The sequence below is a fragment of the Klebsiella sp. BIGb0138 genome, from assembly GCF_004342285.1.
GTDB lineage: Bacteria > Pseudomonadota > Gammaproteobacteria > Enterobacterales > Enterobacteriaceae > Klebsiella.
In genome coordinates this window covers 923,067-947,390 of sequence record NZ_SMCV01000001.1, presented here as the reverse complement: position 1 = coordinate 947,390, position 24,324 = coordinate 923,067, and the positions used below count along the sequence as shown (strand labels likewise).

Sequence of the window (24,324 nt, the reverse complement as noted above, 5' to 3'; positions counted from 1 at the left end):
CGGGTGTGTAAGCGTAGCGATACGTTGAGCTAACCGATACTAATGAACCGTGAGGCTTAACCTTACAACGCCGAAGCTGTTTTGGCGAAGAGACGACACTCAGTCAGCTTGATACAGATTAATACCTGACGTGGACAAAGAAGACCACGACAGGTAAACAGAATTTGCCTGGCGGCGATAGCGCGGTGGTCCCACCTGACCCCATGCCGAACTCAGAAGTGAAACGCCGTAGCGCCGATGGTAGTGTGGGGTCTCCCCATGTGAGAGTAGGGAACTGCCAGGCATCAAATACAGAAGTATGGCACTGACCTTTGAGGCAGTTCACTACTCGAGAGAGAGTAGGACAAAAGCGAAAGCTTTTGAACGTTGCGAAGCAACGGCCCGAAGGGTGGATCACCGAGTGATTCATAAACTGCCAGGCATCAAACCAGTAAGAAGCCCATCCTCGCGGATGGGCTTTTTGCGTTTTCAGAACAAGGAACAACAGCAAAGAATCTGCCGGTGCAGGCAACATAAAAGCCTGCTGTAGCCGCCACCTCACCATATTTCACTTTATCCCCGCCCATGCTGTAGTGTTAATTCCGAAAACCACGTTACGAAAAAAAATGTGAATTCAATCACATATAATTCAATAACAATTATATAACATTTGTTTTACTAATTGATTTGTCTCAGTGACGTGGTACGCCCGACAAGACAGATTGCAGTCTTTGCTGGAGCATAATTACAATGGCAGAAAGTAGTATTAACGAACGGGGATCGCACGATCATAGCGATACCCGTCGCCGTATATGGGCAATTGTGGGAGCATCTTCGGGGAATCTGGTTGAATGGTTTGATTTTTATGTCTATTCATTCTGCTCTCTCTACTTTGCGCACATCTTTTTCCCTTCCGGAAACACCACCACTCAGTTATTACAAACCGCCGGGGTATTCGCTGCCGGCTTCCTGATGCGGCCAATTGGCGGCTGGCTGTTTGGCCGGATAGCCGACCGTCGTGGGCGTAAAGCGTCAATGCTTATCTCAGTATGCATGATGTGCATGGGATCGTTAGTAATTGCCTGCCTGCCAGGCTACGAGACGATTGGTACCTGGGCCCCGGCATTATTACTGCTGGCCCGGCTGTTCCAGGGGCTCTCCGTAGGCGGTGAGTACGGGACTAGCGCTACCTACATGAGCGAGGTCGCCATTGAAGGTAAGAAAGGCTTCTACGCTTCATTCCAGTATGTCACCCTGATTGGTGGACAGCTGCTGGCCGTACTGGTCGTGGTTGCGCTGCAACAAATTCTCAGCGATCGGCAGCTGCATGCCTGGGGATGGCGTATACCTTTTGCCCTGGGAGCCGTTCTTGCCATCGTGGCGCTGTGGCTGCGCCGTCAGCTGGATGAAACCTCTAAGCAGGAGACACGCGCGTTAAAAGAGGCGGGCTCCTTCAAGGGGCTATGGCGCAACCGGAAAGCCTTTATGATGGTGCTTGGTTTTACCGCCGCCGGTTCGTTAAGCTTTTATACCTTCACCACCTATATGCAGAAATATCTGGTTAATACGGCAGGGATGAGCGCCAGCACGGCCAGTATGATTATGACCGCTGCGCTGTTTGTTTACATGCTGGTGCAACCGCTGTTCGGGGCGTTGTCGGATAAGATGGGACGCCGGACATCAATGCTGTGCTTCGGCTCATTAGCGACGCTCTTTACCGTGCCGATTTTAAGCGCGTTGCAGGGCGTGACTTCACCGTATGCGGCGTTTGCGCTGGTCATCTGTGCATTGATGATCGTGAGTTTCTATACCTCGATCAGCGGGATCCTGAAAGCGGAGATGTTCCCGGCGCAGGTTCGTGCGCTAGGGGTGGGGTTATCCTATGCGGTGGCGAATGCGCTGTTCGGCGGTTCGGCAGAGTATGTGGCACTGTCGCTAAAATCCGCCGGAATAGAACATGCCTTTTACTGGTATGTTACGGTGATGGCGGCGATAGCATTCCTGGTTTCCCTGATGCTGCATCGTAAAGGTAAAGGGCTACGGTTGTAGGTTTATTGGTGCGCCAGCTGCCACACGGCATAGCCCGTCGTGGCACCGGCCACATCCCAGGCAAAGTCCTTCCAGCTCCAGCCGCTTCCTGCCGGGCGGCTGTCCCAAAGCTCTTTCGACGCCCCCAGGCTGACGGAAAACATAAAGCCGATAGCGGCGCTTCGCTCACGACTGTATCCCTGATGCCGGGCATATTCGTTGCCTGCGGCAGAGAGCATGGCCGAGGCAAGAAAGTGCTGGGCTTTATCCTGGCCGCTCCAGGCGTCATTGGCCATATGGCTACAGCCGGTGAGCAACAGTGGGGTAATCAAGATGAGTTTACGCATAGTCATTCCAGAAAAAAGCCCCGACGATGCGGGGCCGATATTCAGAGAATACGACTGATCAGCCGGTCGATACGGATCCGTCTTAGCCGACGAATCAGTTTGCGTACTTTTACCGGATAATCAGCAATGCTTTGCAGATCGCGATAGTGTTTCACGACGGTGGTGTGCTGGCGAATCAGATGCAGTTCTTTTTCACGCATAGCGCCCAGTTGATGCTGCGGATCGTGAATAAGAATGGCGTTTTCCAGATCCAGGCGCCAGGCCCGCGGATTGAGGTTATTACCCGTCAGCAGCATCCACTCGTCATCGACCCACATCCCTTTGAGGTGATAGCTGTTATCGTCATCTTTCCACAGACGCACAATCAACTGCTCGGTATTGACGTAATACTGCAGTCGACTCAGAAAACGACGCAGATTGATTTCATACAGATAGGGGAGGGCGCCGATAATTTTAAACGGCTGATCTTCCGGAATGTAGAAGTCATTTGCCGTTTTATCGCCAACGATAATCTCCACCTTTTTCCCGCTGCGCAGCAGCTGAATGATGTTACGTACCAGCAGAGCCGGCAGGTTGAAGTAAGGGGTGCAGATAGTCAGCTTATGCTCGGCGCAGGGCATTAGATGAAAAATGGTTTTATTCAGCAGGCTTGATTTGCCCAGACCCACCAGCGGCGTGACCGACAGCTGATCATCATCGGCGTTGCCGAGAAAATGATAGCTGCTGTCGCGAAGCTCCTGGCGGTACTGACGGATATCATTTTTGATTTCCGGGCTTTTCGGGCGAGCGGCGCTGTCAAGGCGGTTCACACCGCGCCCCTGGACCAGGTTGTGTTCGACCCAATCGAACATCACATCGGCCATTTTGCCGTTGCGAATACATTGGTAGCGGTCGTAACGATATTTGTCGTGCTGATGCAGATAAACATCGTTCAGGCTTGCGCCGCTGTAGAGGACGCAATCATCGATAATGAAACCTTTAAAATGCAGAACGCCGAGCGCTTCTCGCGTATTGACCGGCACCCCGTAGACCGGGATATCGACCCCCGGGTTTTCCTGAGCCATACGGCAGTACCAGTCGGCGTTGGTGTTGGCTGCCGCCGCGCCAATACGCCCACGCTGGGCGCGATGCCAGTCAACCAGAACGCGAACGTCTAACTCAGGGCGCTGGCGTTTGGCGTCATACAGCGCCTGCAGAATTCCTTTGCCGCCATCATCCTGTTCCAGATAGAGCGCAATAATGCAAATACGCTGGGTGGCGTGGGCTATCCTGGCCAGTAACGCTTGCCGAAAATCCGCAGGAGCGTAAAAGAACTCGATATCATCAACTGACTGAGAAAGCTTAGGGAGTTGGGCAAGGTGTTGTTGATGTTTATTACGCTTAAATTTTGACAACATCACAGTGCGTTTCTTCTCTGTTTATTGAAGGGTCTTCTGTACCATGCAGACGACGTAAGCGGGCAATAATAACATTACTGCTCGCGAATGTGGTCAACAATTGCGGCCGCCGGTTTATGATTGCTGTGGTGCAAACTGCAGGGACAAACTCACAATCCCCTCTTCCAGTTGAATATCAACGGCAAACCCCAGCTTCCTGGCGAGGCCGATCATGCCTCTGTTATTGGGCATGGTGATCCCATTCAGACGCTGCAGGCCGTGGTTTTGCGTATAGGCAATCAGCTTTTCCAGCAGGCGCCGGCCTAAACCTAACCCTTTTAAATCGGAACGCACCAGTACGGCAAATTCCGCATCAATATTATCCGGATCGGAGATAGCCCTCGTGACGCCGAGGATCTCATTCCCTCCGGCGGTCGCGCGAACGGCAACAAACGCCATTTCTCGATCGTAGTCGATCTGCGTCATATTGGCTAAATCATCATGGGTAAATTCATTGATCTCGCTGAAATAGCGGTAATAAAGATCTTCCTTCGTAACCTGAGCGATAAAGGCCACCAGCAGCGGTTCATCTTCCGGCAGGATCGGGCGGAACAGGCAGCGCTCGCCATTTTTCATGACCACCCACTCTTCTTGCTGCTGCGGATAGGGGCGTATCGCCAGCCGGCTTTCACTGTCGCCGGTAAAGGGAGCAAGGCTTAAGGTGACATCGAGGGCGGTAAACTCGTTACCGGAGGCCAGTAGGGGGTGGATATCCAGTCGCTGGATCTCCGGGCAGTCGACGATAAGATTCGATACCTGAACCAGCAGTTGGCTCAAGCCCGGGACGTCCAGCGGGCGCAGCGGGCTACGACCGCGGATCTTCTTGCTCTTGATCGCCTGGATCACCAGATAGCGGGCCAGATTCATATTTAACGGCGGCAGGGCGACGGCGGCCTGATCTTCAGCACGCCATTCTACCCCGCCTTCACCTAACATAATCAGCGGGCCGAACACCGGATCGTGCTCGACGACGACGCGTAGCTCCTGCGCGCCGGCGCGGTTTGCCATGCTTTGCACCAGCAGGCCGTGAATTCGCGCCTGCGGCCAGGTCATTTTTACGCGGTCGAAAATGGCGTCCGCCGCCTGCTGCACTTCTGCGGCGGTACGAAGATAGAGCATGACGCCCTGAACTTCCGATTTGTGCGGGATATCCGGCGAACGTAGCTTGAGCGCGACCGGGTAACCAATTTGCTCAGCGATATGTACCGCTTCAGCGCTGTCGGCGGCAATCCAGGTCGGTAGGGTGTGGATGCCGTAAGCGTGCAATACCGGGCTCACCTCATGCGTATCTAATGAACCGGCACCCTCGCTAATTGCCCGCTGCAACAGTATATGGGCTTCCGCGGTATTAGCTGTCACCATGTCTGACAGCACCGGCGTCTCCCGCAGCTGTTTCTGGTTACGTCGGTACTCCACCATATGCATAAAGGCGGTAATGGTCCCTTCCGGCGTGCGGTAGGTTGGCAGACCGGCATCGCTGAACAGACGGCGGGCCTCCTGGGAAGAGTATTCCCCGCACCAGTTGGTCAGTACAGTAACGTACTTACCGCGCGGATGCTGCTTCAGGGCGTCAATCAGCGCCAGCGCGCTTTCAGTTCCGGGGGCTGCAGCGCTGGGGGAATGAATCACCAGCAGGGCGTCGTAATCCTGGCTATCCAGCAGTACGTTCAGCGCCTTGAGATAGTGCTCGCTGCTGGCATCATCACGCAAATCCAGCGGGTTGGCGATGCTAACCCCACCCGGTAGCGCCAGGCGCAGTTTGTCGCCGGTCTCTGCGCTGAGGGTGGCAAGCTTGCCTTTGCGTAGCCACAGCTCATCCAGCGCCAGCGCGGCAGGAGCGGCGCCGTTGCTGATAATCATTAATTTCTCGCCGCGCAGCGGGCGCATATGGCTGAGGGTTTCGACCGCCGAGAAGAGCTCATGCGTATCCTGCACCCGCAGTAAACCTGCTCGTTGAATAGCGGCATCCCAGGCCGGATCCATACCTGAATTGACGTGCAGCAGTTTTTGCGCGGCCGGGCTACGACCGCTTTTGATCACCAGAATCGGCTTATTGCGCGATGCGCTGCGGGCTGCGGAAACAAAACGGCGGGCATCACTGATGTGTTCAAGATAGAGCAGAATGGCGCTGGTTTTGCTATCGCGCGCCAGAAAGTCGAGCAGATCGTCAACGTCGATATCCAGGCTATCTCCCAGCGCGATAAAGTAAGAAAACCCCATTTCGCGCTGCTGCGCCCAGTCCAGAATGGTATTGGAAACCGCGGCGGACTGCGAGATAAACGCCAGCTTGCCGCGATGAATCGGCACCGGGGAAAAGCTGGCATTCAGTCCTTGCCAGGGGGCCAGCAGGCCGAGACTGTTAGGGCCCAGCAGGCGCATCTGGTAGCGGGCGGCGCATTCGAGCAGCGCGGGGGACTGTTCCGCTGGCGAAGAGAGAATAATACAGGTCTTACACCCCTTTTGCCCCAGGGCCTCCAGCAGTTCGGGATTGCGCCGGGCGTTGGTGCAGAGTACGGCGAGGTCGGGAGTGAACGGCAGACTATCGATAGTGGGCCAGGCCAGCACCCCCAGAACAGCTTTCCAGGCCGGCGTGACCGGCAGAACCGGGCCGTTGAATCCACCGCCCAGCAGGTTGCGCATCATCAGATAGCCGGCACGCTGTGGTTTCATTGATGCGCCAATAACGGCGATCGATTTTGGTCGCAGCAGCGCTTCCAGGCCTCGTTGGCTCATACCGGTCTCCTTTGATCCCCAGTGACCGAATGATTTTAAACGTTTTCTACCGATTGTGCTGTGATGCTGCCCTTATGCTGAGTCTTTCCTGCCAGATAGCGGGTACGGAACAGGCTAAAGTGGTCCCCGAGCGCGCGGGCCGCCGTTTCATCCCCCGCCAGATCCAGCAGCGCAATGGCGACTTCCGCAGTGCAGTATTGCCCCTCGGCATGAGCTTCTCTCAGGTGATAGGCGGAGATGCGTGACAGATCGACGGAGATAATCGGAAGTGCATCGAGATACGGGCTTTTGCGAAACATTTTTCGCGCTTCCGTCCAGGTACCGTCAAGCATGATAAATAGCGGTGGTTTACCCGCTGGCGGGGCGCTCAACACCTGGCGTTCCGTTCCTGCATATGAGGCCGGAAAGACGACCATGGGCTGGTAATTCGCATCGGCGACGACATCAAGCAACGCCTGCGGCGGTTCAGTTCGCGACCATTGAAATGCTTCGGTGTCCGGCAGGATATCCGCGATTAACCGCCCGGTATTGCTGGGCTTCATTGGTTCGGTATCGAACATTACCAGGCAGAAACGGCTGGCGGCCTGCGCGGGCGCCAGAGTTGCGCACAGGCACTGCTTCAATGGCAGCAGACAGCGTTGGCAGCGGTGAATGCGGTTACCACGGGCCAGAAACGGCCGGGTCGCGCGAGCGAGACGTTCGGCGCGAAGACGAAGGACGGCGTTATCAATCATTAAAGTGTCGCTAAGGAAAAACGCCATTGTCGCAGAGCAGAAAAAGGGGCACAAGCGGTGCCCCTGGCGGTTTATTGCTGGTTGGCTTCGTTTAACCAACTGTCGAATGGCGCTTTGGGTACGGCGCCGTTCAGCATGTCGATGACTTCACCATTTTTAAACATCATAATGGTCGGGATACTGCGGATGCGGAAACGGGCGCTCAGCTCGCGTTCGGCTTCGGTATTCACTTTGACGAAGCGCATCGTGCCGCTGCGTTCTTCCGCAACGTCTTCAAAGATCGGGGCGAAATTACGGCAAGGGCCGCACCATGGCGCCCAGAAATCAACAACAACGGGTAGATCGTCCTTCAGCAGTTTATCCAGCGTTGCCCCGGTCGCGTTGATGACGTCGCCGTCAAAAAGATCGTGGCCGCAGCGTCCGCACTTAGCGCCATCAGCGCTACGTTCGTCGGGGATGCGGTTCAGAGCCTGACAACTGGCACAAACGGTATTCATAACTAACCTCTGGTTATAGGTTGCAGCATGGCACGTGGCCGATTTGTATCTTTAATGTTACATATTATCGATTAGCGACTCTTAAACAACAATGTGTTTTGTTCAATGAATACGATAGACCCTATCTTTTAAACGAAATCATGGCGCAGCGGTGACACATCGGGTAATCTGCGCGCTTCGCGCAGCGCAGGTGGAGAAAATTGATGAGCGACGAACTGAAAAATAAAAGCGGCAAGGTCAAAGTGATGTATGTCCGCAGTGATGATGATTCTGACAGACGCACCCATAACCCGCGTACCGGGAAAGGGGGAGGGCGTCCAGGAAAATCTCGTGTCGACGGCCGTAGCCGCCCTGCCCGCGATGAGCGAAACAGCCGCGGTGATGACCGCAAACGTGACGATCGTAAACGTGATGATGCCGATCGCGAGAGTTCCTCCCCGTGGCGTACGGTGTCGCGTGCGCCAAATGATGAAGCGGCGCTGAAGCCCGATCACGGCGGCATCAGCGGCAAAAGCTTTATCGATCCGGAAGTCCTGCGTCGTCAGCGCGCGGAAGAGACCCGCGTTTACGGTGAGAATGCCTGTCAGGCGCTGTTCCAGAGCCGCCCGGAAGCGATTGTGCGGGCCTGGTTTGTCCAGAGCGTCACCCCGCGTTTCAAAGAAGCGCTGCGCTGGATGGCGGCGAACCGCAAAGCCTATCATGTTGTTGATGAAGCTGAGCTGGCAAAAGCCTCCGGCACAGAACACCACGGCGGCGTTTGCTTCCTGATTAAGAAACGCAACGGCACCTCGGTGGCCCAGTGGGTCGCTAAAGCCGATGCAGAAGACTGCGTACTGGCGCTGGAAGATGTTGGTAACCCGCATAACCTCGGCGCAATCATGCGTAGCTGCGCGCATTTCGGCGTGAAGGGCGTGGTGGTACAGGACGCCGGCATGCTGGAGTCTGGCGCGGCGATCCGTACCGCAGAAGGTGGCGCAGAACACGTAGAACCGATCACCGGCGACAGCTTCCTCGATACGCTGGAGCAGTTCCGTCAGGCCGGCTACGCCATCGTTTCCACCTCCAGCCACAACGGTACGCCGCTGCATAAAGCCGAGCTGCCGAAGAAAATGGTACTGGCGTTAGGCCAGGAGCGTGATGGTCTGTCCGATGCGGCGATTTCCAGCGCCGATCTTAACGTTGCCATTCAAGGTACCGGAAATGTGGAAAGCCTGAACGTCTCCGTCGCGACCGGTGTTTTACTGGCCGAATGGTGGCGGCAGAACAAGGCCTGACGGCTGAGTTCACGCAAAAAAATGCCAGCGCGAGGCTGGCATTTTTGTTTCTGCCGCGTTGCGCCAGCGTTATTCCTGCGCGGCGGGCAGTACCGGCATCCAGTCAATGGGCGCTTCGCCACGCTCGGCCAGCCACTGATTGGCCTGCACAAAATGATTACTGCCAAAGAAGCCGCGATGGGCGGAAAGCGGCGATGGATGCGGCGCTTTCAGTACGCAATGACGCTGGCGATCGATAATCGCCCCTTTCTTCTGCGCATGAGACCCCCACAGTAAAAACACCACCCCTTCCCGATGTTCATTTATCAGCGAAATCACTTTATCGGTAAAGGTTTCCCAACCCAGGCTGGCATGTGAATGCGCCTGGCCTGCGCGCACCGTTAAGACGGTGTTGAGCAGCAGTACGCCCTGTCGCGCCCAGCTTTCGAGGTATCCATGGGGAGGGCGGCTGAATCCAGGGACGGTTCCCTCCAGTTCTTTATACATATTCAGCAGCGACGGCGGCGTCTGGATACCGGGGAGCACGGAGAAGGCCAGACCGTGCGCCTGCCCGGGCCCGTGATAGGGATCCTGCCCAAGAATGACCACTTTAACATCGCCCAGTTCGGTATAGCGAAAGGCATTGAAGACGTCTTTTTGCGGAGGATAAATCGTGATACCCGACTGGCGCTCTTCGGCGACGGTTTTCAGAGTATTGACAAAATAGGGCTGCTGCTTCTCTTCCGCCAGCACGTCGTGCCAGGTCAATGGTGTGGTCATCCTGCTCTCCTGCAAAGTGTTATGGCTATAGCTTAACTGCTTCTTTCGGCATAACAAAATAGGTACTGCGCGGCTGACGTTTTACATGCAAAAAAAATTGAAATTTTACAAAAATATTTTGCGTGGGATATGGCGTAACTTGATGTAAAACAATAATATCCCTCTATACCCATTTTTATTACATGGTTTTTATTGATTTAAGTCAATGAATGCCCGGTGTTTGACTGATATACATACACTCAGACAACATTGGTTTTACCAATTGGCCGGGAAAGGGCCAATAAGACGAATAAAAATTGCCTAAGGGAGGCATCAAATGATTACTGGTATCCAAATTACTAAAGCTGCAAACGACGACCTGCTGAACTCTTTCTGGCTGCTGGATAGCGAAAAAGGCGAAGCGCGTTGCCTGTGTGCAAAAGGCGGTTTTGCTGAAGATGATGTGGTTGCGGTCAACAAACTTGGCGAAATCGAATACCGTGAAATTCCGCTCGACGTTAAGCCGGAAGTGCGCGTTGAAGGTGGCCAGCACCTGAACGTGAACGTGCTGCGTCGTGAAACGCTGCTGGATGCGGTTGAGCATCCGGAAAAATACCCGCAGCTGACCATTCGTGTCTCTGGCTATGCGGTGCGCTTTAACTCCCTGACGCCAGAACAGCAGCGTGACGTTATCGCGCGTACTTTCACTGAAAGTTTGTAAGCGTTAGCAAAAACCCCCGGTTCAATCGATCCGGGGGTTTTTTATTATGTCGGGCTACGGTTCCCGTCTTACCAGCAGCGTAGTGAGCGTGAACGACAATAGTATGGCGATAGCCACGCCTGACAGCGCAAAGATAAAGTAGGGACCGATGTAAGCCGGCAGGCTAAAAATGCTCGATAAAATATAACCGTACAGCCGTACTCCGAAGAAAGCGATAAAGGCTGAGGCCAGCGAACTGGCAATGGTTGCCGCGACGAACGCTTTTTTATAGCGCGTTAAGACGCCAAATAGCGCGGGCTCGGTGATCCCCAGCAGCGCGGAAACTGCCGCGGACAGCGTGACCGTACGCTCCTGCCGGTTTTTGCTTACGCGCCAGATCGCAAAGGTGGCGCCCGCTATCGACATATTGGCCATAAACATCATCGGCATCAGCATGTCGTAACCGCGATCGCTGAAGTTCTGCAGGGCAATGGGCGTCATCGCATGATGCATCCCCGTCAGGATCGCGACCGGGCGGATAGCGCCCACAACCAGCCCGGCAAAACCGGCGGATATGCCGAACAGACCTTCAATAAACCACGCCAGCGCTTTGCCAAGCCAAATGCCAACCGGACCAATAATCACCAGCGCCGCCAGCGCGCCGAGAAACAGCGCCAGCGTCGGCGTGAACACGGTTTTCAGCACTTCGGGCATAATGCGATCGACCCAGGCGTGGATATATTTCAGCGCCAGCACGGAGAAGATAACCGGGATCACGCTGGAGGCGTAGTTGAATACGGGGATGGGAACGGCGTTTAGCAGCCACAGCGCGGAAGCGGCCCCCTCGTGATGGGCTGCCAGCGCCTTCGCGGCATCAATCAGGGTTGGGTACATCAGGCAGGCGGCAACGGCGACGGCCAGATACTCGTTGGTCTTAAAGATCTTTGCCGCCGAGACGGCAAGGAAAAAGGGCAGGAAATAGAATACACCGCTGGCGATAAGGTCGATGATCATAACGGTGTCGCTATTTTGCGGCACCGCCTTCAGCGCGATCAGTCCGGCCAGCAGGCCCTTTATCATCCCGGCTCCGGCAATGGCTGGCACGATTGGGCCAAAAACGCCCGAGACGGTATCCATAAACAGCGACACTGGCCCCTTACGCTGGCGGGGCTTTTCGGCGGCCTCTTCGCCGACGGTACCTAATGCCGCGAGCAGGCGTTCATACCAGTTATTAACCTTCGGCCCGATGATAATTTGAAACTGATCGCTCTGCAGCTGCGCGCCGAGCACGCCGGGCAGTTTCTTAATCTCTTCTTTTTCTACTTTGTTATCATCAATTAAATCAAAGCGTAATCGGGTCATACAGTGCCAGACGTTATTAATATTTTCTTTTCCGCCAATCAGCAAAATAATTCTGCTAATTGCATCTTGCGTCTCCATACCGGCTCCTGAAGCAATATGTTGTGCTGTTTACGTCGTGAAATGGTAAATAAGCCGATTTATAAAAACAAACCAATAAAATATGAGCTCAGTCACAAATTGCCGCGGTTATAGGTAGTATTAGTGGGTTTTATCTAAATTGGTCCGTTTTTTAATGAAATTAAATCTGTTTTACGAACCAAAATTTTATTAAATAAAAAGGTTTACCTTGCGTAATAAATAGGGTGAAGATAATTGGCATCACCTTTTATTTTTGCCGCAGGGAGCCTTGCCGTGAACGCTACGCTAATTACCGATATTGAGTGTTTTATCACCCGCCCCGATCGCCATAACCTGGTCACGGTGCGCGTGACCACCGACAAAGGGGCCGTGGGCCACGGCTGCGCGACTTTCCAGCAGCGCCCGCTGGCGGTCAAAACGATGGTTGATGAATACCTCAAGCCGCTGCTGCTTGGCCGCGATGCGAACAATATTGAAGACCTCTGGCAGATGATGAACGTCAACGCCTACTGGCGAAACGGGCCGGTAATGAATAACGCTATCGCCGGCGTTGATATGGCGCTTTGGGATATCAAAGCCCAGCTGGCGGGAATGCCGCTGTACCAGCTTTTTGGCGGCAAATCCCGTGACGCTATCCCGGCTTACACCCATGCCAGCGGTGAGACGGCGGAGGCGCTGTTTATATCCGTTGAGCGTCTGCTGGAAGAGGGCTATCGCCACATTCGCTGCCAGCTCGGTTTTTACGGCGGCACAGCGCAGGAGATACATACGCCGGAGAACCCGACGCCGGGCGCCTATTACGATCAGGATGAGTACATCAGGAATACGGTGGAGATGTTCCGGCTGCTGAGAGCGCGCTACGGGCACCGTTTTCATATCCTTCATGACGTCCACGAACGGCTCTTCCCGCAGCAGGCGCTGCAGCTGGCGAAGCAGCTCGAGCCCTATCAGCCGTGGTTTATTGAGGATATTTTAGCGCCGCAGCAGAGCGCATGGCTGGCGCAGATCCGCCAGCAAAGCGCAATTCCGCTCGCGATGGGGGAGCTGTTTAATAATCCGGCTGAATGGCATGACCTGATTGTTAACCGGCAGATTGATTTTATCCGCTGCCATATTTCGCAGATTGGCGGGATTACGCCGGCCCTGAAGCTGGCGGTGCTGTGTCAGGCATTCGGCGTGCGCGTGGCGTGGCACGGGCCCGGCGATATGACGCCGATTGGGGTTGCGGTCAATACCCACCTGAATATCTACCTCAATAATGCCGCAATTCAGGAATTTATACCGCGTTCTGCCGCTACTGATGCGGTATTCCCCGGAGCGCCCAGCGTCAATAACGGGTTTATCTATCCACCCACGGCGGCAGGGATTGGCGTCGGCTTTAACCAACAGCTGGCGCAGACGTATCCTGTGGTCTATCGTCCGCACGAATGGACGCAGAGCCGCCTGCCTGACGGTACGATCCATACGCCATAATTAGTCCGAGGGCGCCTGGCGGAAGGTTAAGTTATCGCGATTATGCGGAATAACGTAGGTACAGGAGTAGTTGATATCGATAATATCGCTGATTTCATACACCTGCCCGCCGTCGAGGATCCCTCGATTGTTAATATGCATGGCCGGAATGCCCTTTTTGCAGCCCAGCAGGGCCGCCTGTTCCCGGCTGACGCTCACCGCCTGATAGGTGGTGAGCAAATGTGAAATTTGATAGCCCCTGGAAAGCACGTACTGCTGCAGCGAGCGTTCGATAACCTCCCGGCTAAGATCGGCAAAGGCGGCGGCCGGCATACGCGAAATCTCAATCTGCACCGCTACGTTATCAACGAAGCGCAGGCGGCAAAATTGCCAGATAAACTCCTCATCCGTTATGCCGAAAATCTGCTGCTCCTCGCGGTCGGGGCGCTTTTTATGCAGGCTGATTGTCTGATAGCGCATCCGATCGAAGCGTTTTTCGGTGATGGAGTTATATACCAGCGGGTTGTTGCTCATTCGCTCGTTTATCCAAATCCCTGAGCCCTGTACGATACGTATGACGCCGATGTCAGCGAGTTTTTCCAGCGCCTGGCGAATGGTAAACCGTGAGACGCCATACTCCTCCGCCAGCCGGCGTTCAGGCGGGAGTTTACGGGGGCCGGGGTCATTGTGCTGGTAGATTTTGCTGAGCAGATCCTGGGTGACGAAATCTTTTTTTTTCATGATGACGCATTCCTCACTCAGCGGCCCACAGGGTAACGCTGCCTGTCGCTCCCCGCGGCGCTGTCGCCAGCGGATGTAAATGCAAGAACGCCGGGATATCCCGGCGTTCTTGTACTCTTAGCTCGACTGCTGCGGCGTATCGCTGCCGCTCGGCTTACGACGCTTGCCGATATTCTTAGCATCACGGTGACGTTTCTTCACGCGCGGCTTCTCTTTTTCTTCTTTTTTCTTCTCTGCGCGTTTGGCCAGCACTTTCTTAGACGGTTTGCCGGTTTGCTTCTCGCTCGGCGCACGGGTGGATGGGCGCAGTTCGTCGATAACGCGCGCCTTCAGCGGCTCGTCGATGTAGCGACCAATCTTGCCCAGCAGCAGGTGGTCATGGGCTTCAACCAGAGAAATGGCCACGCCTTTTTTCCCTGCGCGACCGGTTCGCCCGATACGGTGCAGATAGGTATCAGCGGTGCGCGGCATATCGAAGTTGAAGACGTGGCTAACGTCCGGAATATCAATTCCGCGGGCGGCAACGTCTGTCGCAATCAGCACGTTCATACGACCATCGGTCATACGTTTAATCGCTTCGTTACGTTTTGCCTGGACCATCTCGCCTTCCAGCCAGCAGGTATTGATGCCGGCTTCGCGCAGCCATGACGCCAGTTCATGAACACGCTCGCGTTTACGCACAAAGACGATAGAGCGGGTGGCGTCCGGCTGTTTTAGCAGGTTAACCAGCAGGGCGGTTTTATGCTTGACGTCATCGGCGCGATAGTACCATTGATGGATTTTTTTACGTTCGCGAGTGGACGGATTCGCCGACACTTCAACCGGCTCTTCCAGCAGACGCTCGGCAAAATCTTTAATCGCATCGCCTTCAAGGGTGGCGGAGAACAGCATGGTCTGCTTACGCCAGCGGGTTTCACCGGCAATGTGCTCGATATCCTGAGCGAAGCCCATGTCCAGCATACGGTCCGCTTCGTCGAGGATCAGCGTTTCCACCGCCCGGCAATCGAAGTTTTCTTCTTTAATATACTGCAGCAGTCGTCCGGTGGTGGCGACCACGATATCCTGATTCTCGCTGAACACTTCCGCGTGGTTCATATACGCAACGCCGCCGGTGATGGTGGCGATATCCAGATGGGTATGGGCAGCCAGCTCGCGCGCGTGGTCGGCAACCTGCATTGCCAGCTCACGGGTTGGCGTCAGGATAAGAATACGCGGCGGCCCCGACTTCTTACGCGGGAAATCAAGCAGATGCTGCAACGCTGGCAGCAGATATGCCGCTGTTTTACCGGTGCCTGTTGGGGCTGAACCGAGAATGTCACGGCCATCAAGCGCAGGCGGAATAGCGGCGGCCTGAATGGCTGTCGGGCGTGTGAAACCTTTTTCCTGGAGGGCTTCCAGCAGGTTTTCGTCGAGTTCAAGTTCGGAAAAAGTCGTTACAGTCATTATCTACCTCTGAGTGGACCGACGATTATAGACGTTACGGGCACAATGTTCATCTGTTTGTAAGGCTATCTGTTCTCCGGTATTGTGCATAGCCTTAAGCTCCGGAGTTTTTAGCCCGCAAGGTAGTTGAGGATGTCTCAGTCGAAGTTTGCGCTGCCGCGCAATGGTTTTACGTTTAAACAGTTCTTTGTGGCTCACGATCGCTGTGCGATGAAAGTCGGTACCGACGGTATTCTGCTCGGCGCGTGGGCGCCAATCGCGCAGGTAAAACACGTGCTGGATATCGGGACCGGCAGCGGTTTACTGGCCTTAATGCTGGCTCAGCGCACCGATGCGCGGGTAACGCTTGACGCAGTGGAACTTGACGGAGATGCTGCGGAACAGGCGCGAGACAACGTGGCGGCCTCTCCGTGGCCCGCGCGCATCGAAGTGCATCAGGCCGATATTCAACAGTGGCAGCCGCCGCAAACCCGGCGCTATGAACTGATTGTCAGCAATCCGCCGTTCTTTGCCGAAGGCGTGCCTTGCGCGACATCGCAGCGCGAGCAGGCGCGATACACCACCACGCTCGATCACGTGACGCTACTCACCTGCGCCGCGGAGTGTATCACAGAAGAGGGCTTTTTCTGCGTGGTGCTCCCGGTGGATATCGGTAATGAATTTGTGCAGCGCGCGCGCACCCTGGGCTGGCATCTGCGTTTACGTACCGATGTGGCGGAAACGGAGATGCGCCCACCGCATCGGGTGCTGTTGGCCTTTTCGCCGACGGCGGGGGAGTGTTTTAGCGATCGGCTGATTATCCGTGGGCCAGAGCAACAATACTCCGAGGGATTTACTGCCCTGACCCAGGACTTTTATCTCTTTATGTGAACCTGAGGGGAGAGGATTGACGGCCCGCTCTCCGCGAGCTGCTCCGGATAATCCAGCGTATAGTGCAACCCGCGGCTCTCTTTGCGCTGCATCGCGCAGCGGACGATAAGTTCGGCGACCTGCACCAGGTTGCGTAATTCCAGCAAGTTGTTGGAGACGCGGAAGCGGGCATAGTATTCATCGAGCTCTTGTTGCAACATGGTGATTCGGCGCAGCGCGCGCTCCAGGCGACGGGTGGTGCGCACAATCCCGACGTAGTCCCACATCAGCAATCTCAGCTCGTGCCAGTTATGCTGAATCACCACCAGCTCATCGGGGATCTCAACCTGGCTCTCATCCCAGCATGGCAGCCCGTTGGCCGGCTGGGCTGACGGCAGGCGCTGAATAATATCCTCGGCGGCGGACCAGCCGTAGACCAGGCATTCGAGCAGCGAATTGGAGGCCATGCGGTTAGCGCCGTGTAGCCCGGTGTAGCTGACCTCGCCGATAGCGTACAGCCCATCGACATCGGTACGACCGTTGTCATCAACCATCACGCCGCCGCAGGTATAGTGGGCGGCAGGTACGATAGGCACCGGCTCTTTGGTCAAATCGATCCCCAGTCCGAGCAGTTTTTCATAGATCATCGGGAAGTGCTGGCGGACAAAGGCTTCAGGTTTATGACTGATATCGAGATACATACAGTCGACACCGAGGCGTTTCATCTCATGATCAATGGCGCGGGCGACGATATCGCGTGGGGCCAGTTCGCCGCGCTCGTCAAAATCGGGCATAAACCGGGAGCCATCCGGGCGTTTCAGGTATGCGCCTTCGCCGCGCAGCGCCTCGGTCAGCAGGAAATTACGCGCCAGCGGATGATACAAGGCGGTGGGGTGAAACTGATTAAATTCCAGATTGGCAACGCGACAACCCGCGCGCCAGGCCATAGCAATCCCGTCGCCGGAAGAGACATCCGGATTGGTGGTGTACTGATACACTTTTGCCGCGCCGCCGGTGGCCAGGACGACGGATTTCGCGCTACAGGTTTCCACTTTTTCTTTATTACGGTTCCAGATCCAGGCCCCCATCACGCGGCGCGTACCGGGCAGACCGATTTTATCGGAAATGATCAGATCGACTGCGTTACTGCGTTCCAGCACGCGAATATTCGGGTGCGAGAGCGCTTTGCTGACCAGCGTGGTCTCCACCGCTTTGCCGGTGGCATCGGCCGCGTGAAGGATGCGACGGTGGCTGTGCCCGCCTTCGCGGGTCAGGTGATAGCTCTGTTCGCCGTTGGCCTGGGTCTGAGTATCGAACAGCACGCCCTGATCGATCAGCCATTGCACGCAAGATTTGGCATTGCTGGCCACGAAAGAGACGGCATGGCGGTCACACAGACCGGCTCCGGCGATGAGCGTATCTTCAACGTGGGATTCCACGCTGTCCGTCTCATCAAAAACGGCGGCGATTCCGCCCTGCGCGTAGAAGGTTGAACCTTCGCTGATGGGGCCTTTGCTGAGTACGGTAACGGAACTGTGCTCCGCCAGACGCAGTGCAAGGGACAAACCGGCGGCGCCGCTGCCGATGATCAGCACATCACAAGAGTAGTCAGGAGTTGTATTCATGGCCTTTGTTTAATTTACTAAACACGATTGGGCCACAATAGCACCAGGTCGTGATAAATCGTACATTTTTTTTACCGTTCGTTGTGGGGACTAAACATCGGGGCGCGGGCGGGCGAGGTGTAAACGAAAGAAAATATTTGCGAAGCAGATCGTTAGCTTCAGATTTTATAGTGAAATAAAAGCAAGGTTACGTTACCCTTCTGGCGGACCTTACGCTTTTTCATCATCATCTTATCAGGCGTTGAGTAACGGGACATATAATGAGAGATAACAAACCGTCCGCCGTTGCCAGACAAAAATCAAAGGCGTAACGGAACTTTATTGTTTTCAGACACTCCAATCGTCTGCTTGCTCATAATGCAGTGATTGGGTAGTGCTTTGAAGATGCATGGGAATTAGGTTTGGGGAGACATTACCTCGGATGAGCGAGCAGTTAACGGATCAGGTCCTCGTTGAACGGGTCCAGAAAGGAGATCAGAAAGCGTTTAATCTGCTGGTGGTGCGCTATCAGCATAAGGTCGCGAGCCTGGTCTCCCGCTATGTGCCACCGGGCGATATCCCTGACGTTGTTCAGGAATCGTTCGTAAAAGCATGGCGCGCGCTGGAGTCCTTCCGGGGGGATAGTGCTTTTTATACCTGGTTGTATCGTATCGCCGTCAACACGGCGAAGAATTATCTGGTAGCTCAGGGGCGCCGCCCACCGTCCAGCGATGTTGACGCCAACGAGGCGGAAAACTTCGAAAGTGGTGGAGCACTGAAAGAAATTTCGAACCCTGAGAACTTAATGTTGTCAGAAGAACTGAGACAAATAGTTTTTCGTACCATTGAATCGCTCCCGGAAGATTTACGCATGGCAATTACGTTGCGGGAGCTGGATGGCCTGAGCTATGAAGAGATAGCCGCCATCATGGATTGTCCGGTAGGGACAGTACGTTCGCGTATTTTCCGGGCACGAGAAGCTATTGATAATAAAGTTCAACCGCTAATCAGGCGTTGACGATAGCGGAATACTGAAAAGGGTATCAGGCATGCAGAAAGAAAAACTTTCGGCTTTAATGGATGGTGAAACGCTGGATAATGAGCTGCTCAATGAGTTGAGCCGTTCTTCTGAAATGCAAAAGACCTGGGAGAGCTACCATCTCATCCGCGATTCGCTGCGAGGCGATACCGCTGAGATGCTCCATTTTGATATCTCAGCCCGCGTCATGGCCGCCATTGAAAATGAGCCCGTTCGCCAGACGGTGCCGCTTATTCCCGAATCTCAGCCGGCACCACACCAGTGGCGTCAGATGCCTTTCTGGCAGAAAGTGCGTCCATGGGCCAGCTCATTGACTCAGATGGGGGTGGCTGCCTGCGTATCGCTGGCGGTTATCGTCGGCGTCCAACAATATAATGGGCAAAGCGACTCATCTCAGCAGCCTGAGGCACCGGTTTTCAACACCATGCCAATGATGGGTAAAGCCAGCCCGGTCAGTCTGGGCGTTCCGGCTGATGCGTCGGCGGGCAGCGGTCAGCAGGTGCAGGTGCAAGAACAGCGCCGCCGTATTAATGCTATGCTGCAGGACTATGAATTGCAGCGTCGCCTGCATGCAGAACAGCTTCAGTTTGGACAAGCCCAGACTCAGCAAGCCGCTGTTCAGGTGCCGGGTTATCAAACTTTAGGAACGCAATCGCAGTAATGAAGCAACTTTGGTGTGCCATGTCGCTCATGGCAGGCAGCCTGTTCTTCTCTGTCAACGCCTCGGCTGATACATCGTCCGGGGCGTTGTTGCAGCAGATGAACCTGGCCAGCCAGTCCCTTAATTATGAGCTCTCCTTCGTCAGCATCAACAAACAGGGCGTTGAGTCGCTGCGTTATCGCCACGCGCGGCTGAACAACCAACCTCTCGCTCAGCTTTTACAGCTCGATGGCCCGCGCCGGGAAGTGGTGCTGCGGGGCAATGAAATCAGCTATTTTGAACCGGGACTCGATCCGTTCACGCTGAACGGTGACTATATCGTCGATTCATTACCTTCGCTGGCTTATACCGATTTCAAACGTCTGGCTGCCTACTACGACTTTATCTCCGTAGGGCGTACCCGCATTGCCGATCGGCTGTGCGAAGTGATTCGCGTCGTGGCGCGGGACGGCACGCGCTATAGCTATATTGTCTGGCTGGATGCGGAAACCAGGCTACCGATGCGTGTCGATCTGCTCGATCGCGATGGCGAAACCCTGGAACAGTTCCGGGTGGTCGCCTTCAGCGTCGGCGATAAAGTCAGCAGCAGCATGGAAACGCTGGCGAAGGCGAACCTGCCTCCGCAACTGTCGGTGCCGGAAGGGGGCGATAAAGCCAACTTTAACTGGGCGCCTACCTGGCTGCCGCAGGGCGCGGCCGAAGTTTCCAGTAGTCAGCGCCGCCTGCCGACATTTGACGGTCCGGTGGAATCCCGCCTGTATTCAGATGGATTGTTTAGTTTCTCTATCAACGTGAATCGCGCCACGGCCAACAGCAGCGATCAGTTGCTACGCACCGGGCGCCGTACCGTTAGCACAACGGTACGCGATAACGCCGAGATTACCGTGGTTGGCGAGCTGCCGCCACAAACGGCGAAGCGCATCTCCGACAGCATCAAGTTCAAGGCAGTACAATGATTAAAGAGTGGGCAACCGTCGTTTCCTGGCATAACGGCATGGCGCAGGTGCACTGTGACGTGAAAGCCTCCTGCAGCAGCTGTGCTTCGCGTGCCGGCTGCGGCAGTCGGGTATTGAACAAGCTGGGACCGCAAACCAGTCATACGATTAGCGTTCCCAGTGAACAACCGCTATCCGCGGGGCAGAAAGTCGAGCTGGGGATTGCCGAAAGCAGCCTGCTGGGCTCTGCCATGTTAGTGTATATGGCGCCGCTGGTGGGGCTGTTTGTCATGGCATCCCTTTTCCAGGTTTTGTTCGCCAATGACTTCGCTTCGCTATGCGGAGCGCTGCTCGGCGGCGTCGGCGGTTTTCTGGTTGCCCGCGGGCTTTCTCCAGGGCTGGCGGCTCGTCAGTCATGGCAGCCCATCATTATCAGCGTTGGTCTGCCGCCAGATTTGGTGCGCGTAGAGACACCTTCTTCAGAGCCAGGCCAGTGATTCCACTGGCCTTTATTTTTTATTTACCACTCCCGCAGGATCTCGCCATTTATGGCGGTTATGCTGGCGGTAAGAGCATTTCCTGGTTTCGCGGATGTAGTGTAGAATGCGGCGTTTTCGGATTAAAAAACGTCAGGCACAGAACAGCGGCCTCATGATACGCGTAAGGCATAATTAACTCTAAATATGAAGAATATACGTAACTTTTCAATCATCGCTCATATCGACCACGGTAAATCGACGTTGTCTGACCGTATCATCCAGATTTGCGGTGGCCTTTCCGATCGTGAAATGGAAGCCCAGGTACTGGACTCCATGGATCTTGAACGTGAGCGTGGCATCACCATTAAGGCGCAAAGCGTCACCCTGGATTATAAAGCGACCAATGGCGAAACCTATCAACTGAACTTTATCGACACCCCAGGGCACGTTGACTTCTCTTATGAGGTGTCACGTTCTCTCGCCGCCTGTGAAGGTGCGCTGCTGGTGGTCGATGCCGGTCAGGGGGTGGAAGCCCAGACCCTGGCTAACTGCTATACCGCCATGGAAATGGATCTGGAAGTGGTGCCGGTCCTCAACAAAATCGACCTGCCTGCGGCCGATCCGGAGCGCGTAGCGGAAGAAATTGAAGACATCGTTGGCATTGATGCTGCCGATGCAGTGCGCTGTTCAGCGAAAACCGGCGTGGGTGTTCCGGACGTTCTCGAACGTCTGGTGCGCGATATCCCGCCACCGGAAGGCGACGCGGATGCTCCGCTGCAGGCGCTGATCATCGACTCCTGGTTCGACAACTACCTCGGAGTCGTTTCGCTGGTGCGTATTAAAAACGGCACCATGCGTAAAGGCGACAAAATCAAGGTCATGAGCACCGGGCAGATCTATAACGCCGACCGTCTGGGCATTTTCACGCCAAAACAGGTTGACCGTAACGAGCTGAAATGCGGCGAGGTAGGCTGGCTGGTCTGCGCGATTAAAGACATTCTCGGCGCCCCGGTAGGGGATACCCTGACCACGTCCCGTAACCCGGCAGACAAAGCCCTGCCAGGCTTCAAGAAAGTGAAACCGCAGGTGTATGCCGGTCTGTTCCCGGTCAGTTCTGATGATTACGAAAGCTTCCGCGATGCGCTGGGTAAACTGAGCCTGAACGATGCTTCCCTGTTCTATGAGCCAGAAAGCTCCACGGCGCTGGGCTTCGGCTTCCGCTGCGGCTTCCTGGGTCTGCTGCACATGGAAATCATTCAGGAGCGTCTGGAGCGTGAATACGATCTGGACCTGATCACCACTGCGCCGACGGTGGTCTATGAAGTTGAAACGACGTCGAAAGATGTTATCTATGTCGATAGCCCGTCCAAGCTGCCGCCGCTGAATAATATTCAGGAACTGCGTGAGCCGATTGCGGAATGTCACATGCTGCTGCCGCAGGAGTACCTGGGTAACGTCATCACGCTGTGTATTGAGAAACGCGGCGTGCAGACCAACATGGTTTACCACGGTAAACAAGTCGCGCTGACCTATGAAATTCCGATGGCGGAAGTGGTGCTCGATTTCTTCGATCGTCTGAAGTCAACCTCCCGCGGCTATGCGTCGCTGGACTATAACTTCAAACGCTTCCAGGCCTCCAACATGGTGCGTGTGGACGTGTTGATCAACGGCGAGCGCGTCGATGCGCTGGCATTGATCACCCACAATGACAACACGCCGTACCGTGGCCGCGAGCTGGTGGAGAAGATGAAAGAGCTGATCCCACGTCAGCAGTTCGATATTGCTATTCAGGCCGCTATCGGCAACCACATCATTGCCCGTTCCACCGTCAAACAGCTGCGTAAAAACGTACTGGCGAAATGCTACGGCGGTGACGTCAGCCGTAAGAAAAAGCTGCTGCAGAAGCAGAAAGACGGTAAAAAACGTATGAAGCAAGTGGGTAACGTTGAGCTGCCGCAGGAAGCGTTCCTCGCCATTCTGCACGTCGGTAAAGACGGAAAATAATTTAAGGAGTTGGCATGGCGAACATGTTTGCCCTGATCCTGGTGATCGCAACCCTGGTGACGGGGCTTTTATGGTGCCTGGATAAATTTATCTTCGCCCCAAAACGTCGTGAACGTCAGGCCGCTGCCCAGGCAGCGACCGGTGATAGCCTCGACAAGCAGACGCTGAAGAAAGTCGGCCCGAAACCGGGCTGGCTGGAAACGGGGGCCTCGGTGTTCCCGGTGCTGGCAATCGTGCTGGTGGTGCGCTCATTTATCTATGAGCCGTTCCAGATCCCGTCCGGTTCGATGATGCCAACGCTGCTGATCGGCGATTTTATTCTGGTGGAGAAGTTTGCCTACGGCATTAAAGATCCTATCTACCAGAAGACGCTGATCGAAACCGGCCATCCGCAGCGCGGCGATATCGTGGTCTTTAAATACCCGGAAGATCCGCGTCTGGACTATATTAAGCGCGCTGTCGGTTTGCCGGGCGATAAAATCACCTATGACCCGCTGAGCAAACAGGTCACCATCCAGCCAGGCTGCAGTTCCGGCCAGGCATGTGGTAACGCGCTGCCGGTGACTTATTCCAACGTTGAGCCGAGCGATTTCGTCCAGACTTTCTCGCGGCAGAACGGCGGCGAAGCGACCAGCGGATTCTGGCAACTGCCAAAAGGCGAAAGCAAGGATGATGGTATTCGTCTGACCGAGCGTAAAGAGACGCTGGGTGAGGTGACTCACCGCATCCTGACCGTGCCGATTGCCCAGGATCAGGTCGGGATGTACTACCATCAGTCCGCTCTGCCGCTGGCAACCTGGATCGTGCCGCCGGGCCATTACTTCATGATGGGCGATAACCGCGATAACAGCGCTGACAGCCGTTACTGGGGCTTTGTGCCAGAAGCCAACCTGGTGGGTAAAGCCACGGCGATCTGGATGAGTTTCGAAAAACAGGAAGGTGAGTGGCCGACCGGCGTGCGTTTATCACGTATTGGCGGCATTCATTAATTTCCCTGCCTGATTCACGCTGCCATCGCAATATTGGCAGCGTGAATTATTTAATATTTAAATCTATTCAAACTAACGACATCCCTTGTCGTTGCGTATAGAATATCCCCCCGAAGTTTTGGTTGTCTCTCGGAAGAGTGACACTGCACACGAAACCGCGTTGGTTGATTTTACTCTGAATAATTTGGGTTGCAGGAAAGCGGCAGGTTAGCGCACAGGCAA

Annotated in this window: 21 protein-coding genes and 1 rRNA gene; 12 read left to right on the top strand and 10 right to left on the bottom strand. The window is 55.0% G+C overall.

Annotation, left to right across the window (positions count from 1 at the left end):
• Positions 1–167: 167 nt before the first annotated feature.
• Positions 168–283 (top strand): 5S ribosomal RNA (rrf, locus tag EDF73_RS04410).
• 446 nt (positions 284–729) lie between these two features.
• Entirely contained in the window at positions 730–2,028 is a 1,299-nt protein-coding gene (locus EDF73_RS04405; protein WP_132726204.1) for an MFS transporter, read from the top strand.
• A gap of 2 nt (positions 2,029–2,030) precedes the next feature.
• Here the strand turns inward: EDF73_RS04405 and EDF73_RS04400 are convergent, their stop codons facing one another.
• The 5 genes from EDF73_RS04400 to trxC all read right to left on the bottom strand — a co-directional run bounded on the left by EDF73_RS04400 (position 2,031) and on the right by trxC (position 7,754).
• A complete protein-coding gene (locus EDF73_RS04400) occupies positions 2,031–2,354 on the bottom strand; it encodes a YfiM family lipoprotein (protein WP_132726201.1) in 324 nt (107 codons plus the stop codon).
• Positions 2,355–2,395: 41 nt separating this feature from the next.
• The gene (gene pssA / locus EDF73_RS04395; protein WP_132726311.1) at positions 2,396–3,751 is read right to left on the bottom strand and encodes a CDP-diacylglycerol--serine O-phosphatidyltransferase; all 1,356 of its coding nucleotides are present in this window, start codon (positions 3,749–3,751) and stop codon (positions 2,396–2,398) included.
• A gap of 114 nt (positions 3,752–3,865) precedes the next feature.
• On the bottom strand, positions 3,866–6,523 hold the full coding sequence (gene pat / locus EDF73_RS04390; RefSeq protein WP_132726198.1) for a protein lysine acetyltransferase: 2,658 nt from the start codon (positions 6,521–6,523) through the stop codon (positions 3,866–3,868).
• 35 nt (positions 6,524–6,558) lie between these two features.
• On the bottom strand, positions 6,559–7,257 hold the full coding sequence (locus EDF73_RS04385) for a tRNA-uridine aminocarboxypropyltransferase (protein ID WP_132726195.1): 699 nt from the start codon (positions 7,255–7,257) through the stop codon (positions 6,559–6,561).
• Between the two features lie 71 nt (positions 7,258–7,328).
• A complete protein-coding gene (gene trxC / locus EDF73_RS04380; RefSeq protein WP_132726193.1) occupies positions 7,329–7,754 on the bottom strand; it encodes a thioredoxin TrxC in 426 nt (141 codons plus the stop codon).
• A gap of 203 nt (positions 7,755–7,957) precedes the next feature.
• Between trxC and EDF73_RS04375 the strand changes: the two genes are divergently transcribed.
• The gene (locus tag EDF73_RS04375) at positions 7,958–9,028 is read left to right on the top strand and encodes a tRNA/rRNA methyltransferase (protein ID WP_132726190.1); all 1,071 of its coding nucleotides are present in this window, start codon (positions 7,958–7,960) and stop codon (positions 9,026–9,028) included.
• Between the two features lie 69 nt (positions 9,029–9,097).
• Here the strand turns inward: EDF73_RS04375 and ung are convergent, their stop codons facing one another.
• The gene (gene ung, locus EDF73_RS04370; RefSeq protein ID WP_132726187.1) at positions 9,098–9,787 is read right to left on the bottom strand and encodes a uracil-DNA glycosylase; all 690 of its coding nucleotides are present in this window, start codon (positions 9,785–9,787) and stop codon (positions 9,098–9,100) included.
• A 316-nt stretch (positions 9,788–10,103) separates the two neighbouring features.
• Between ung and grcA the strand changes: the two genes are divergently transcribed.
• Complete coding sequence (grcA, locus tag EDF73_RS04365) at positions 10,104–10,487, top strand: autonomous glycyl radical cofactor GrcA (RefSeq protein ID WP_004866471.1); 384 nt, start codon at positions 10,104–10,106, stop codon at positions 10,485–10,487.
• Positions 10,488–10,541: 54 nt separating this feature from the next.
• Here the strand turns inward: grcA and EDF73_RS04360 are convergent, their stop codons facing one another.
• The gene (locus tag EDF73_RS04360) at positions 10,542–11,906 is read right to left on the bottom strand and encodes a PTS transporter subunit EIIC (RefSeq protein ID WP_132726184.1); all 1,365 of its coding nucleotides are present in this window, start codon (positions 11,904–11,906) and stop codon (positions 10,542–10,544) included.
• Between the two features lie 273 nt (positions 11,907–12,179).
• Here EDF73_RS04360 and EDF73_RS04355 point away from each other — a divergent pair, with 273 nt between their 5' ends.
• Positions 12,180–13,379, top strand: coding sequence for an enolase C-terminal domain-like protein (locus tag EDF73_RS04355; RefSeq protein WP_132726181.1), 1,200 nt, complete (start codon positions 12,180–12,182; stop codon positions 13,377–13,379).
• Here EDF73_RS04355 and EDF73_RS04350 read toward each other — a convergent pair whose 3' ends face one another.
• Both EDF73_RS04350 and srmB read right to left on the bottom strand, forming a co-directional pair.
• On the bottom strand, positions 13,380–14,099 hold the full coding sequence (locus tag EDF73_RS04350; protein ID WP_132726178.1) for a GntR family transcriptional regulator: 720 nt from the start codon (positions 14,097–14,099) through the stop codon (positions 13,380–13,382).
• 117 nt (positions 14,100–14,216) lie between these two features.
• The gene (srmB, locus tag EDF73_RS04345; RefSeq protein ID WP_132726175.1) at positions 14,217–15,542 is read right to left on the bottom strand and encodes an ATP-dependent RNA helicase SrmB; all 1,326 of its coding nucleotides are present in this window, start codon (positions 15,540–15,542) and stop codon (positions 14,217–14,219) included.
• Between the two features lie 132 nt (positions 15,543–15,674).
• Between srmB and EDF73_RS04340 the strand changes: the two genes are divergently transcribed.
• On the top strand, positions 15,675–16,412 hold the full coding sequence (locus tag EDF73_RS04340; protein WP_132726172.1) for a tRNA1(Val) (adenine(37)-N6)-methyltransferase: 738 nt from the start codon (positions 15,675–15,677) through the stop codon (positions 16,410–16,412).
• Here EDF73_RS04340 and nadB read toward each other — a convergent pair.
• Positions 16,397–18,016, bottom strand: a complete 1,620-nt coding sequence (gene nadB, locus EDF73_RS04335) for an L-aspartate oxidase (RefSeq protein WP_132726169.1) — start codon at positions 18,014–18,016, stop codon at positions 16,397–16,399. The genes EDF73_RS04340 and nadB overlap by 16 nt on opposite strands.
• Positions 18,017–18,437: 421 nt before the next feature.
• On the opposite strand from nadB, the gene rpoE reads away from it, so the two are divergent.
• From rpoE to lepB, 6 genes are all read left to right on the top strand, one after another.
• The gene (gene rpoE, locus EDF73_RS04330) at positions 18,438–19,013 is read left to right on the top strand and encodes an RNA polymerase sigma factor RpoE (RefSeq protein ID WP_004866461.1); all 576 of its coding nucleotides are present in this window, start codon (positions 18,438–18,440) and stop codon (positions 19,011–19,013) included.
• Positions 19,014–19,044: 31 nt separating this feature from the next.
• Entirely contained in the window at positions 19,045–19,695 is a 651-nt protein-coding gene (gene rseA, locus EDF73_RS04325) for an anti-sigma-E factor RseA (RefSeq protein ID WP_132726166.1), read from the top strand.
• A complete protein-coding gene (gene rseB / locus EDF73_RS04320) occupies positions 19,695–20,651 on the top strand; it encodes a sigma-E factor regulatory protein RseB (protein WP_132726164.1) in 957 nt (318 codons plus the stop codon). Before rseA ends, rseB begins: the two co-directional genes overlap by 1 nt.
• Positions 20,648–21,127 carry a SoxR-reducing system protein RseC gene (rseC, locus tag EDF73_RS04315; protein ID WP_132726161.1) on the top strand — a complete coding sequence of 160 codons (480 nt, stop codon included), beginning with the start codon at positions 20,648–20,650 and terminating at the stop codon, positions 21,125–21,127. The genes rseB and rseC overlap by 4 nt, the downstream gene beginning before the upstream one ends.
• 186 nt (positions 21,128–21,313) lie before the next feature.
• Positions 21,314–23,113: a translation elongation factor 4 gene (gene lepA / locus EDF73_RS04310; RefSeq protein ID WP_132726158.1), complete on the top strand. Its 1,800-nt coding sequence runs from the start codon at positions 21,314–21,316 to the stop codon at positions 23,111–23,113.
• A gap of 14 nt (positions 23,114–23,127) precedes the next feature.
• Positions 23,128–24,102 (top strand): signal peptidase I, encoded by a 975-nt coding sequence (gene lepB / locus EDF73_RS04305; RefSeq protein ID WP_132726155.1) that lies wholly within the window; start codon positions 23,128–23,130, stop codon positions 24,100–24,102.
• Positions 24,103–24,324 lie beyond the last annotated feature (222 nt).